General features: G+C 67.9%; 18 protein-coding genes and 1 pseudogene. All 19 read left to right on the top strand.

Features of this window, described 5'->3' with window-relative positions; genetic code table 11:
• The 19 genes and pseudogenes from GA0070619_RS24560 to truA all read left to right on the top strand — a co-directional run bounded on the left by GA0070619_RS24560 (position 1) and on the right by truA (position 11,947).
• A complete protein-coding gene (locus tag GA0070619_RS24560) occupies positions 1-186 on the top strand; it encodes a type Z 30S ribosomal protein S14 (protein WP_007465272.1) in 186 nt (61 codons plus the stop codon).
• 116 nt (positions 187-302) lie between these two features.
• Positions 303-710, top strand: coding sequence for a 30S ribosomal protein S8 (gene rpsH, locus GA0070619_RS24555; protein ID WP_088950234.1), 408 nt, complete (start codon positions 303-305; stop codon positions 708-710).
• Positions 711-726: 16 nt separating this feature from the next.
• Complete coding sequence (gene rplF, locus GA0070619_RS24550) at positions 727-1,269, top strand: 50S ribosomal protein L6 (protein ID WP_088950233.1); 543 nt, start codon at positions 727-729, stop codon at positions 1,267-1,269.
• Positions 1,266-1,655, top strand: a complete 390-nt coding sequence (gene rplR, locus GA0070619_RS24545; protein WP_088950232.1) for a 50S ribosomal protein L18 — start codon at positions 1,266-1,268, stop codon at positions 1,653-1,655. The genes rplF and rplR overlap by 4 nt, the downstream gene beginning before the upstream one ends.
• Before the next feature lie 33 nt (positions 1,656-1,688).
• Positions 1,689-2,303, top strand: coding sequence for a 30S ribosomal protein S5 (gene rpsE / locus GA0070619_RS24540; protein ID WP_088950231.1), 615 nt, complete (start codon positions 1,689-1,691; stop codon positions 2,301-2,303).
• Complete coding sequence (gene rpmD, locus GA0070619_RS24535; protein ID WP_007465262.1) at positions 2,303-2,485, top strand: 50S ribosomal protein L30; 183 nt, start codon at positions 2,303-2,305, stop codon at positions 2,483-2,485. The genes rpsE and rpmD overlap by 1 nt, the downstream gene beginning before the upstream one ends.
• Positions 2,485-2,928 (top strand): 50S ribosomal protein L15, encoded by a 444-nt coding sequence (gene rplO / locus GA0070619_RS24530; RefSeq protein WP_088950230.1) that lies wholly within the window; start codon positions 2,485-2,487, stop codon positions 2,926-2,928. Before rpmD ends, rplO begins: the two co-directional genes overlap by 1 nt.
• A gap of 234 nt (positions 2,929-3,162) precedes the next feature.
• Positions 3,163-4,491 (top strand): preprotein translocase subunit SecY, encoded by a 1,329-nt coding sequence (gene secY, locus GA0070619_RS24525; RefSeq protein WP_088950229.1) that lies wholly within the window; start codon positions 3,163-3,165, stop codon positions 4,489-4,491.
• Positions 4,492-5,145: an adenylate kinase gene (locus GA0070619_RS24520; protein ID WP_088950228.1), complete on the top strand. Its 654-nt coding sequence runs from the start codon at positions 4,492-4,494 to the stop codon at positions 5,143-5,145.
• An 87-nt stretch (positions 5,146-5,232) separates the two neighbouring features.
• Positions 5,233-6,084, top strand: coding sequence for a type I methionyl aminopeptidase (map, locus tag GA0070619_RS24515; RefSeq protein ID WP_088950227.1), 852 nt, complete (start codon positions 5,233-5,235; stop codon positions 6,082-6,084).
• A gap of 169 nt (positions 6,085-6,253) precedes the next feature.
• A pseudogene (locus GA0070619_RS33965) lies at positions 6,254-6,782 on the top strand (DUF1707 SHOCT-like domain-containing protein).
• A gap of 342 nt (positions 6,783-7,124) precedes the next feature.
• On the top strand, positions 7,125-7,346 hold the full coding sequence (gene infA / locus GA0070619_RS24505; RefSeq protein WP_007073013.1) for a translation initiation factor IF-1: 222 nt from the start codon (positions 7,125-7,127) through the stop codon (positions 7,344-7,346).
• Positions 7,347-7,437: 91 nt separating this feature from the next.
• Positions 7,438-7,551 carry a 50S ribosomal protein L36 gene (rpmJ, locus tag GA0070619_RS24500; RefSeq protein ID WP_088952025.1) on the top strand — a complete coding sequence of 38 codons (114 nt, stop codon included), beginning with the start codon at positions 7,438-7,440 and terminating at the stop codon, positions 7,549-7,551.
• 267 nt (positions 7,552-7,818) lie between these two features.
• Entirely contained in the window at positions 7,819-8,199 is a 381-nt protein-coding gene (gene rpsM, locus GA0070619_RS24495; protein WP_088950226.1) for a 30S ribosomal protein S13, read from the top strand.
• An 87-nt stretch (positions 8,200-8,286) separates the two neighbouring features.
• Positions 8,287-8,694 (top strand): 30S ribosomal protein S11, encoded by a 408-nt coding sequence (gene rpsK, locus GA0070619_RS24490; protein ID WP_030329919.1) that lies wholly within the window; start codon positions 8,287-8,289, stop codon positions 8,692-8,694.
• A 13-nt stretch (positions 8,695-8,707) separates the two neighbouring features.
• The gene (gene rpsD / locus GA0070619_RS24485) at positions 8,708-9,334 is read left to right on the top strand and encodes a 30S ribosomal protein S4 (protein ID WP_030489600.1); all 627 of its coding nucleotides are present in this window, start codon (positions 8,708-8,710) and stop codon (positions 9,332-9,334) included.
• A gap of 100 nt (positions 9,335-9,434) precedes the next feature.
• Complete coding sequence (locus tag GA0070619_RS24480) at positions 9,435-10,457, top strand: DNA-directed RNA polymerase subunit alpha (RefSeq protein ID WP_007465227.1); 1,023 nt, start codon at positions 9,435-9,437, stop codon at positions 10,455-10,457.
• Positions 10,458-10,491: 34 nt separating this feature from the next.
• Positions 10,492-11,049 (top strand): 50S ribosomal protein L17, encoded by a 558-nt coding sequence (rplQ, locus tag GA0070619_RS24475; protein ID WP_088950225.1) that lies wholly within the window; start codon positions 10,492-10,494, stop codon positions 11,047-11,049.
• Positions 11,050-11,116: 67 nt separating this feature from the next.
• Positions 11,117-11,947 carry a tRNA pseudouridine(38-40) synthase TruA gene (truA, locus tag GA0070619_RS24470; RefSeq protein ID WP_088950224.1) on the top strand — a complete coding sequence of 277 codons (831 nt, stop codon included), beginning with the start codon at positions 11,117-11,119 and terminating at the stop codon, positions 11,945-11,947.
• The last annotated feature ends 8 nt before the right edge of the window (positions 11,948-11,955 follow it).

Below are 11,955 nucleotides of genomic sequence, written 5' to 3'. Positions count from 1 at the left end.
ATGGCCAAGAAGGCGCTGATCATCAAGGCGGCCGCGAAGCCGAAGTTCTCGGTTCGCGCGTACACCCGCTGCCAGCGGTGCGGGCGTCCGAAGGCGGTCTACCGCAAGTTCGGGCTCTGCCGGGTCTGCATCCGGGAGATGGCTCACCGCGGTGAGCTGCCGGGCGTGTCCAAGGCTTCCTGGTAAGGGCGACCGCGTCCCGGCCGTCGGCCGGGAACTCCTGCACCGATTAGGTATTGCTCTTCGCCGTAGGCCCGGGGCTGATGCCCGGGGAACCCCGGCGAGAAAGGCTGACGAAATCCATGACGATGACCGACCCGATCGCAGACATGCTCACGCGTCTGCGTAACGCCAACCAGGCGTACCACGATCAGGTGAAGATGCCCTACTCCAAGATCAAGGCGAACATCGCCGAGGTCTTGAAGGCCGAGGGTTACATCGCTGCCTGGTCGGTCGAGGAGCCCGAAGAGGGCGCCGTCGGCAAGCGACTGGTCGTCGAGCTGAAGTACGGCCAGAGCCGCGAGCGGAGCCTGGCCGGCATCAAGCGCGTGTCCAAGCCCGGTCTCCGGGTGTACGCCAAGTCGGACGGGCTCCCGCGGGTGCTCGGTGGGCTGGGCGTGGCGATCATTTCGACGTCCCAGGGGCTGCTGACCGACCGGCAGGCCCGCAAGCGGAGTGTTGGCGGGGAAGTCCTCGCCTTCGTCTGGTAACGGGAGACTGGTAGAAATGTCGCGAATTGGACGTAAGTCGATCCCGGTGCCAGCCGGCGTCGACATCACGATCGACGGGCAGACCGTCAAGGTCAAGGGCCCGAAGGGCCAGCTTGAGCACACCCTCGCCGAGCCGATCACGGTCGAGCGGGCCGAGGATGGGCAGCTGAGCGTCAACCGGCCGAACGACGAGCGCAAGGCCAAGGAACTCCACGGCCTGAGCCGTACGCTGGTCGCCAACATGATCGTCGGTGTCACCGAGGGCTACCGCAAGAGCCTGGAGATCGCCGGCACCGGTTACCGGGTCACCGCCAAGGGTTCGGACCTCGAGTTCGCGCTCGGGTTCTCGCACCCGGTGGTCGTCCCCGCCCCGGCGGGCATCACCTTCACGGTGGAGCGGCCGACCCTGTTCCACGTGGCTGGCATCGACAAGCAGCAGGTCGGTGAGGTCGCCGCCAACATCCGGAAGATCCGCCCGCCGGAGCCCTACAAGGGCAAGGGCGTGAAGTACCAGGGCGAGGTCATCCGCCGCAAGGCTGGAAAGGCAGGTAAGAAGTGAGCGCCACGCTGCTCAAGCGCCGCCGCGGCGTTGCCGCCAAGCGCGCCGTCGGGCGTGCGCGTCGGCACTTCCGCGTCCGCAAGAACGTCAGTGGTACGGCCGAGCGTCCGCGCCTGGTCGTCACCCGCTCGCTGCGGCACATGGTTGCCCAGGTCGTCGACGACACCAAGGGTCACACCCTGGCGTCGGCGTCGAGCCTGGACGCCTCGCTGCGTGGTACGGAGGGCGACAAGAGCGCCCTGGCCGGCAAGGTGGGCGCGCTGCTCGCCGAGCGGGCCAAGGCCGCCGGCGTCTCCAAGGTCGTCTTCGACCGCGGTGGCAACCGGTACGCGGGGCGAGTCGCCGCGCTTGCCGACGCCGCCCGCGAAGCCGGGCTCGAGTTCTAACAACCCCGTCACGAGAGATAAGGAAGGCTGCTGATGCCAGGTCAACAGCGCCGTGGCGGCGGGTCCGGTGGCAACGAGGGTGGTCGCCGCGACAACCGCCGTGAGGGCGGCCGCGGAAACGCGCCCGTCGAGAAGACCCCGCACCTTGAGCGGGTCGTCGCGATCAACCGCGTCGCCAAGGTCGTGAAGGGTGGTCGTCGCTTCAGCTTCACCGCCCTGGTGATCGTGGGCGACGGCGACGGCACGGTCGGCGTGGGCTACGGAAAGGCCAAGGAGGTGCCCGCGGCCATCGCCAAGGGTGTCGAGGAGGCCAAGAAGCACTTCTTCAAGGTTCCGCGGATCGGCCAGTCGATCCCGCACCCGATCACGGGTGAGGACGCCGCTGGCGTCGTGCTGCTCAAGCCGGCATCGGCCGGTACGGGTGTCATCGCCGGTGGTCCGGTGCGCGCCGTGCTGGAGTGCGCCGGGATCCACGACGTGCTCTCGAAGAGCCTCGGCTCGTCGAACCCGATCAACATCGTGCACGCCACCGTGGCGGCCCTGAAGGGGCTTGAGTCCCCCGAGCAGGTCGCGGCGCGTCGTGGTCTGCCGGTGGAGGACGTCGCGCCGGCAGCCATGCTGGCGTCGCGTGCGGGGGTGGCTCGCTGATGGCACGTCTGAAGGTCACCCAGCTCCGGTCCGGTATCGGGACCAAGCACAACCAGCGTGAGTCGCTGCGTTCGCTCGGTCTCAAGCGGATCAACGACGTGGTGGTCAAGGAGGACCGGCCCGAGATCCGCGGCATGATCTTCACTGTGAGCCACCTCGTGAAGGTCGAGGAGGTCGAGTAATGACGATCAAGGTTCACCACCTGCGCCCGGCGCCCGGTTCCAAGACCGCGAAGACCCGTGTGGGTCGCGGTGAGGGTTCCAAGGGCAAGACCGCTGGTCGCGGTACCAAGGGTTCCAAGGCCCGTAAGAACATCTCGGCGGCGTTCGAGGGTGGGCAGATGCCCATCCACATGCGCCTTCCGAAGATGAAGGGCTTCAAGAACAAGTTCAAGGTCGTCTTCCAGGTGGTCAACCTGGACCGGCTCGCTGAGCTGTTCCCGAATGGTGGTCAGGTCGGCCCGCTGGAGCTCGTCGAGTCCGGCGCGGTCCGCAAGGGTCACCCGGTCAAGGTCCTCGGCACCGGGGATCTCGGCGGTGTGGCGCTCCAGGTGTCTGCGCACGCGTTCAGTGCGTCGGCCAAGGAGAAGATCGCTGCTGCCGGTGGCTCCGCCACCGAGCTGTAAGGCGTACAACCCATGGCGCCCGTTCAGTTGTGAGCAACTGGACGGGCGCCATGGTCTGCCTGGGGCCTTAGCGCCCGGTAATATCGGAATCGATTTATGTAGTCGGGCGCATCTGCCCGGACCGGGGTGGGGCTGTTAGAGTCCCATCCCAGCCATGGATTGCGGGCGCTCGCCCGTGATCCACCCCGACCCGCCAGGGATCACCGGCGGCCCGCCTCGCGCAGGAGGAAGAAGTTGCTGTCCGCCTTTCTCAGTGCGTTCCGTACGCCTGACCTGCGCAAGAAGCTGCTGTTCACAGTAGGCATCATTGCGGTCTACCGGCTGGGCGCGACGCTCCCCAGCCCGGGCGTCTCGTACGGCAACGTGCAGAAGTGCCTCGACACCATCCAGGGTGACACCACCGGGGTGGTGAACCTGCTCAACCTCTTCTCCGGCGGAGCGCTGCTACAGCTCTCGGTCTTCGCGCTGGGCATCATGCCCTACATCACCGCGTCGATCATCCTGCAGCTGCTGACCGTCGTGATCCCGCGTCTGGAGCAGCTCCGCAAGGAGGGCCAGGCCGGTCAGGCGAAGATCACGCAGTACACGCGCTACCTGACCCTCGGCCTCGGTGTGCTCCAGGCCTCGGCCTTCGTGGCCCTGGCCCGCTCCGGGCAGCTGTTCCAGAACAAGTGCGACCAGTTCCCGATCATCCCCACCGGCACCGGCATCCCGGACTGGCTGACCCTGACCATCCTGGTGATGACGATGACCGCCGGCACCGGCATGGTCATGTGGCTCGGTGAGCTGATCACCGACCGCGGCGTCGGCAACGGCATGTCCGTCCTGATCTTCACCTCGATCGCGGCGCGGCTGCCCAGCGAGGGCTGGCAGATCAAGACCAGCAAGGGCTGGGACATGTTCGCCCTGGTCATCGCGCTGGTCCTGGTGGTCATCACCGCGGTCACCTTCATCGAGCAGGCGCAGCGCCGCATTCCGGTGCAGTACGCCAAGCGGATGATCGGCCGGCGGATGTACGGCGGCACCTCGACCTACATCCCGTTGAAGGTCAACCAGGCGGGTGTCATCCCGGTCATCTTCGGCTCGTCGCTGCTCTACCTGCCGCAGCTGGCCCTGCAGTTCTTCGATCAGACCGACCCGGGCAAGACCCAGGCGTGGATCCAGAACAACCTGGTCAACCCGAGCAGCCCGATCTACATCGCGGTCTACTTCCTGCTGATCATCTTCTTCACGTACTTCTACGTCTCGATCACGTTCAACCCGACCGAGGTCGCGGACAACATGAAGAAGTACGGCGGGTTCGTGCCGGGCATCCGCCCGGGCAAGCCGACCGCCGACTACCTGGACTTCATCCTCAGTCGGATCACCCTGCCGGGCGCGCTCTACCTGGGCGTCATCTCGATCCTGCCGAACTTCTTCTTCATCTGGCTGGACAACCAGCAGTACCAGAACTTCCCGTTCGGCGGCACCGCTGTGCTCATCATGGTCGGCGTCGGTCTGGAGACCGTTAAGCAGATCGAGAGCCAACTCATGCAGCGGAACTACGAAGGGTTCCTGCGGTAGATGAGACTCGTTCTGGTTGGCCCGCCGGGGGCGGGCAAGGGCACACAGGCCGAGTTCATCGCCGCGCACCTCTCGGTGCCGAAGATCTCGACCGGAGACATCTTCCGGTCGAACGTCACCCAGGGCACGCCGCTCGGGGTCGAGGCGAAGCGCTACATGGACGCGGGCGAGCTGGTTCCGGACGAGGTCACCATCAACATGGTCCGGGACCGGCTGGCCGAGCCCGACGCCAGCGAGGGTTTCCTTCTCGACGGTTTCCCGCGGACCACTCCGCAGGCGGCCGCTCTGGACAAGCTCCTCGCTGACCTGGGCACCGCGCTCGATCTGGTCCTGGAGCTGGTGGTCGACGACGACGAGGTGATCCGGCGGCTCTCCGGCCGGCGCACCTGCCGGGGTTGCGGCAAGATCTGGCACGTCGAGTTCGACGCCACGACCAGGCCCGGCATCTGTGACCGGTGCGGCGCCGAGCTGTTCCAGCGCGACGACGACAAGCCGGAGACGATCGCGACGCGGCTCCGCGAATACAGCGAGAAGACCGCACCCCTGGTCGACTACTACGGCGCTCAGGGCAAGTTGGTCGGGATCGACGCCACCGGCCCGGTGGAGGACGTGACCACCCGGGCCATCGACGCCCTGCGGTCGTACGGCGGCTGAGGTCCGGCCGGGCCACGGCGGATAGAGTGCGAACAGCGGGGTACGCGTTATGTGCCCCGCTGTTCGGCAACGAAAGGTAATCGCTCCATGCGTCGTCCCCAGCTGGACATCCAGCTGAAGACCCCTGACCAGATCGAGAAGATGCGGGCCGCCGGGCTGGTGGTCGCCGAGGCGCTCCGCCGGATGCGGGAGGCTGTCGCCCCCGGCGTGAGCACCGCCGATCTGGATGCCATCGCCGAGTCGACCATCCGCGAGGCAGGTGGCGTTCCGTCGTTCAAGGGCTACCACGGTTTCCCGGCGTCGATCTGTTCCTCGGTCAACGAGCAGATCGTGCATGCCATCCCGTCGCCGAAGCAGGTGCTACAGGCCGGTGACCTGATCTCGATCGACTGCGGTGCGGTCCTGGACGGGTGGCACGGCGACTCTGCGATCACCGTCGGGGTCGGCGAGGTCGACCCGGCTCTGCTGAAGATGGCCGCGGTCGCCGAGGACGCGATGTGGGCCGGCATCGCCGCCGCCGCTCGCGGTGCGGCCAGCGGCAAGGGCCGACTCACCGACATCTCGCACGCGGTAGAGACCGCCGTCCGCAAGGGTGGCCGGTACGGCATCGTCGACGGCTATGGCGGGCACGGCATCGGCACCGAGATGCACCAGGACCCGCACGTGCTCAACCACGGTCGGCCGGGCAAGGGCCCACGCCTGGTCACCGGCATGGCGTTGGCCATCGAGCCGATGATCACGATGGCGTCCCCGCGTACTGTCGAGTTGTCCGACGGGTGGACGGTGGTGACCCGCGACGGCTCGGTGGCGGCGCACGTCGAGCATTCGATGGCTCTGCTGCCGGACGGGGTCTGGGTGCTGACCGCGTTCGACGGCGGCCGGGCCCGCCTGGGCGACCTGGTGACCGCCCGCCAACCCGCCGCCTCCAAAACCCCCTGAAAACCTCCCACACCCAGGGCCTCCACCCCCGGCACCGCCCGTTGATCATGAAGTTGTGGTCACGACACGCCGGCGCCGGTGGCGATAACCTCATGATCGACCGAGCCCTGGGGTGGGACATGACTGGCGTGACGGTGGCATGCTTGCCGGCATGGACGGGCGCGACGGGATGCGAGCCTCGGACTCGGACCGTACGGCGGTGGCCGACCGGTTACGGGTCGCCCTCAACGAGGGTCGGCTGGATCTGCACGAGTATGACGAGCGGTTGCAGCGTGCCTACGCCGCGCGCACGTACGCCGAGTTGGACGGGCTGCTGACCGACCTGCCGCCGGTTGCGTCGGTGGAGCGTTCGGCGCTGTCGCCGCTCACCCCGGCTGCCCCCGCCGAGTGTCGGTGACCAGCCTGCGCCGGTGGCGCGCGGCGTCACGGCCCGCTGGCTGGCCGAGGTGTGGCTGCCGTACCTGAAGGTGATCGCGATCGTGGTGACCATCTGGGCGGTGACGTCGCTGCTCAGTCAGGACCTGCTCTACTTCTGGCCGGCCTGGGTGGCGGGGCCGTGGGGCGCGGTGCTGGCGGTGCAGACGGTCACCGGGCTGGCCGGGGGAGAGCCAAGGCGCCAAGCGGTCAAGCGACAGCGCAAACGGGCAAAGCGCAAACCCCCCACCACCAACCCAGAAAATCCCCCACCAACCCCCTGACCCCCAACCCCAACCAATCCCCCAGACCCCACACACCCCGCCCGTCGATCATGAGGTTATCGCCGCCGTTCCCGGCGTGTCGTGACGCTAACTTCATGATCAACGAGGCTACGGGTGGGGCCCCGGGGGTGGGGGGCGGGGGTGGGTGGGTGGCCGGTTTGGCGTGCGAGTGCAGGCCGGCGTACACTTTCAGATCGGCGCACAGCGTCCACTCCGGCATGCCCACCCTGCGCTTCGGTGGGACCTGGAGCCGCGGCTGGCGCGGTCTTCTGATTCTGATCAGATTTCCGTGTAAGACGTTGTGGGCCGCCCGGAGCAATCGACGTCAGGACAGCGGAGGACATGCCGAAAAAAGACGGAGCCATTGAGATCGAGGGTCGGGTCATCGAGCCCCTGCCGAACGCCATGTTCCGGGTGGAGCTCGCGAACGGCCACAAGGTGTTGGCTCACATCAGCGGCAAGATGCGGCAGCACTACATCCGCATCCTTCCGGAGGACCGGGTCGTCGTCGAACTTTCGCCGTACGACCTGACCCGCGGGCGCATCGTCTACCGCTACAAGTAGTCCTGACGACGACCGGGAAGTCCCGTGTCCGTCTTCGACGTCTGGTGTCGTGCAACGCGCGTCCCCGGGCCAGATGGGAAGTAAGGCAACCGTGAAGGTCAAGCCGAGCGTCAAGAGGATCTGCCAGAAGTGCCGGGTTATCCGCCGGCACGGCCGGGTCATGGTCATCTGCAGCGACCCGCGCCACAAGCAGCGCCAGGGCTGACTCAGCCCGTCCGGCCGTAACACCGGCCGGGTGGCGTTGGTCCAGGCGGATCCTCAGCGACACACACATCACACATGCTCGTCCCAGCCACGAGCGGTACGCGAGACGTACTCCTGCGTGGCTGACCCCCGGTCGGAGGCCGGGGCCCGCTCGGGCAGCGACCGTTCCCGGTCGCCGGCGCTCACCGCGTCGGAAGGACGGGACAGTCGGTAGCGGGATGGGACGGGTCCACACCTCCGCCACACATCATGAGGAGTACGCCCGCACATGGCACGTCTAGTCGGCGTGGATCTCCCCCGCGAGAAGCGGATGGAAATCGCGCTCACCTACATCTTCGGGCTCGGTCGCACCCGCGCCCAGGAGACACTCGCCGCTACCGGCATCTCGCCGGACAAGCGCGCTCGGGACCTCACGGACGAGGAGCTCGTGCAGCTCCGCGACCACATCGAGGGCAACTACAAGGTTGAAGGCGACCTGCGCCGCGAGGTCGCCGCTGACATCCGCCGCAAGGTTGAGATCGGCTGCTACGCCGGCATCCGGCACCGCCGGGGTCTGCCCGTGCGTGGCCAGCGGACCAAGACCAATGCACGGACCCGCAAGGGCCCGAAGCGGACCGTCGCCGGCAAGAAGAAGCCCGGCAAGAAGTAGTTCTTAACCGGATGACGGGGTCGGCCGCCGCCGAGGTGGGTCAGGCCGCAACCCAATCCGGAAAGTCAACTAGGAGCGCACAGACTTATGCCACCGAAGGCTCGTGCCGGAGCCGCTGTCAAGAAGGTCCGGCGCAAGGAACGCAAGAACGTCGCCCACGGGCAGGCGCACATCAAGAGCACGTTCAACAACACCATCGTGTCCATCACGGACCCGACCGGTGCGGTCATCTCCTGGGCCTCCGCTGGCCAGGTGGGCTTCAAGGGCTCCCGCAAGTCGACTCCGTTCGCCGCGCAGCTGGCCGCCGAGGCTGCCGCGCGTCGCGCCATGGAGCACGGCATGCGCAAGGTCGACGTGTTCGTCAAGGGCCCCGGCTCCGGCCGGGAAACCGCCATCCGTTCGCTGCAGGCCGTGGGCCTCGAGGTCGGGCAGATCGCCGACGTCACCCCGCAGCCGCACAACGGGTGCCGTCCGCCGAAGCGTCGCCGGGTCTGAGAGGTAGAGAGAGATGGCTCGTTACACCGGTGCAGACTGCCGCCGTTGCCGGCGGGAGAAGATGAAGCTGTTCCTCAAGGGCAGCAAGTGCGATGGTCCGAAGTGCCCGTTCGAGTCCCGGCCGTTCCCGCCCGGGCAGCACGGCCGCGGCCGCACGAAGGAGACGGAGTACCTGCTCCAGCTCCGCGAGAAGCAGAAGGCCCGTCGTGTCTACGGCGTGCTGGAGAAGCAGTTCCGCGGTTACTACGAGGAAGCCGTTGGCAAGCAGGCCAAGACCGGTGAGGTCCTCCTGCAGATCCTCGAGTCGCGGCTGGACAACGTCGTTTACCGGGCCGGCTACGCCCACTCGCGGGACATGGCCCGCCAGCTGGTCAAGCACGGTCACTTCACGGTGAACGGCAAGAAGGTCGACATCCCGTCGTACCGCGTCAAGGAGCACGACATCATCGAGGTTCGGGGCAAGAGCAAGGAGCTCACCCCGTTCATCGTCGCGCAGGCTCAGGCCGGCTCGAAGACGGTTCCGGCGTGGCTTGAGGCCATCCCGAGCCAGATGAAGGTGCTCGTGCACTCCCTCCCGGCCCGGCAGGTCATCGACACGCAGGTCCAGGAACAGCTGATCGTCGAGCTCTACTCCAAGTAGTCCGAGCTCGTTCGGTGGCCCGCCCTCCCGGGGGCGGGCCACCGGAACAGTTTGTGTCGTGGGCGTCAAATAGCGGGCGCCCCGGAAGAGAAGAGAAAAGATGCTCATCAGCCAGCGACCCTCCCTGTCCGAGGAGTCGATCAACGAGACCCGGTCCCGGTTCGCCATCGAGCCGCTGGAGCCGGGCTTCGGCTACACCCTGGGCAACTCGCTGCGGCGCACGCTGCTGTCGTCGATCCCGGGCGCGGCCGTCACCTCGATCAAGATCGACGGCGTGCTGCACGAGTTCACCACGATCCCCGGTGTCAAGGAGGACGTGGTCGAGCTCGTCATGAACATCAAGGAGCTGTGCGTCAGCTCCGAGCACGACGAGCCGGTCAGCATGTACCTGCGCAAGCAGGGCCCGGGCGACGTGACCGCGGGGGACATCCAGCCGCCGGCCGGCGTCTCGGTGCACAACCCGGATCTCAAGCTCGCCACCCTCAACGGCAAGGGCCGGCTCGACATGGAGCTGACCGTCGAGCGGGGCCGGGGCTACGTGACGGCGGCGCAGAACAAGCAGTCCGGCGCCGAGATCGGCCGCATCCCGGTCGACTCGATCTACTCGCCGGTGCTGAAGGTGACCTACCGCGTCGAGGCGACCCGTGTCGAGCAGCGCACCGACTTCGACCGGCTGATCATCGACGTCGAGACCAAGCCGTCGATGGGTCCGCGTACCGCGCTGGCCTCCGCCGGTTCGACGCTGGTCGAGCTGTTCGGGCTGGCCCGGGAGCTGGACGAGACCGCCGAGGGCATCGACATCGGGCCGTCCCCGCAGGACGCCCAGCTGGCGGCGGACCTCGCACTGCCGATCGAGGAGCTGGACCTCACCGTCCGCTCCTACAACTGCCTCAAGCGCGAGGGCATCAACTCCGTTGGTGAGCTCATCGGGCGTACCGAGGCCGACCTCCTCGACATCCGCAACTTCGGGCAGAAGTCGATCGACGAGGTCAAGATGAAGCTCGCCGGGATGGGTCTCGGGCTGAAGGACTCGGCTCCGAACTTCGACCCGGCGCACGTCGTGGACACCTTCGGCGAGGCCGACTACGACACCGACGACTACCGCGAGACCGAGCAGCTCTAGTCCGCGCTGCCGCCACAACTGAGGAGCACCAAAAATGCCCACGCCCACCAAGGGCCCCCGCCTCGGCGGCAGCCCCTCGCACGAGCGGCTGATGCTCGCCAACCTGGCGACCGCGCTGTTCCAGCACGGCAAGATCCAGACCACCGAGACGAAGGCTCGGCGGCTGCGTCCGCTGGCCGAGCAGCTCATCACCAAGGCCAAGCGCGGTGACCTCGCCTCGCGGCGGCGGGTGCTGGGTGTCGTCAAGGACAAGGACGTGGTCTACGCCCTGTTCGACCAGATCGCGCCCCGGTACTCCAACCGCCCCGGCGGTTACACCCGGATCGTGAAGACCGGTCCGCGCAAGGGTGACAACGCGCCGATGGCCATCATCGAGCTGGTGGAGGAGCTTCAGGTCGCCGAGCCGAAGGCGAACAAGAAGACCGCCGCCCGCAAGGCCGCGCAGCAGGACAAGGTCGAGGCGCTCGCCCCGGCCGACGAGACCCCGAAGTCGGCCCCGGCCGACCAGGACTCCGAGGCGCCGGTGTCGGCGTCCGGTGACACCGACGCCGCTCGCGAGGACAGCGACGAGGCCACCGAGAACAAGGCCTGATCAAGGGCAACGTCGGGCCCGGCACCCCATCGGGGTGTCGGGCCCGACCCATGACAGGAGGTACGAGGTGGACGAGCGGATCCGGCTGCGGCTGGACGTCTCGTACGACGGCACGGGCTTCTCCGGCTGGGCCGCCCAGCCCACCCGGCGCACCGTCGCGGGGGTGCTGGTCGAGACCCTGGACCTCGTCCTCGGCGCCGGTACGGCCACCGGGCTGACGGTGGCCGGGCGGACCGACGCGGGAGTGCACGCCACCGGGCAGGTGTGCCACCTGGACCTGCCCGTCGACGTGTGGCGGGAGCACGAGGGGCGGCTGCTGCGTCGGCTGGCCCGCCTGCTCCCCACCGACGTACGCGTACGGGCGATGACCGAGGTGCCGTCCGACTTCGACGCCCGGTTCTCGGCCACCTTCCGGCGCTACGAGTACCGGGTCACCGACGCGCCCTTCGGTGCGGAGCCGCTGCGGCGGCACGAGGTGCTGGCCTGGCCCAAGCCCCTGGACCTGGCCGCGCTGAACGCCGCGGCGAGCGGTCTGGTCGGTGAGCACGACTTCGCCGCGTACTGCCGGCGCAAGGAGAACGCGACCACACTGCGTGAGGTGACCCGGCTGGACTGGCGTCGCGACCCGGACGGCATCCTGGTGGCCACCGTGCAGGCCGACGCGTTCTGCCAGGCGATGGTGCGCAGCCTGGTGGGGGCGATGCTGGTGGCGGGCGACGGCCGCCGCCCGGTCGAGTGGCCAGGCAGCCTGCTCACCAGTGAGGTTCGCTCCAGTGAGGTGACAGTGGCCCCGGCGCGCGGGTTGACCCTCGTCGCGGTCGGCTACCCGGCCGACCCGGCCGACTACGCCCGCCGTGCCGACCTCACCCGCCGGCTGCGGGTCCCGGTCGAGGGCTGACCGTCGAC

The sequence above is a fragment of the Micromonospora zamorensis genome (assembly GCF_900090275.1).
Classification (GTDB): Bacteria; Actinomycetota; Actinomycetes; order Mycobacteriales; family Micromonosporaceae; genus Micromonospora; species Micromonospora zamorensis.
This window is presented reverse-complemented; position numbering and strand designations above follow the sequence as displayed.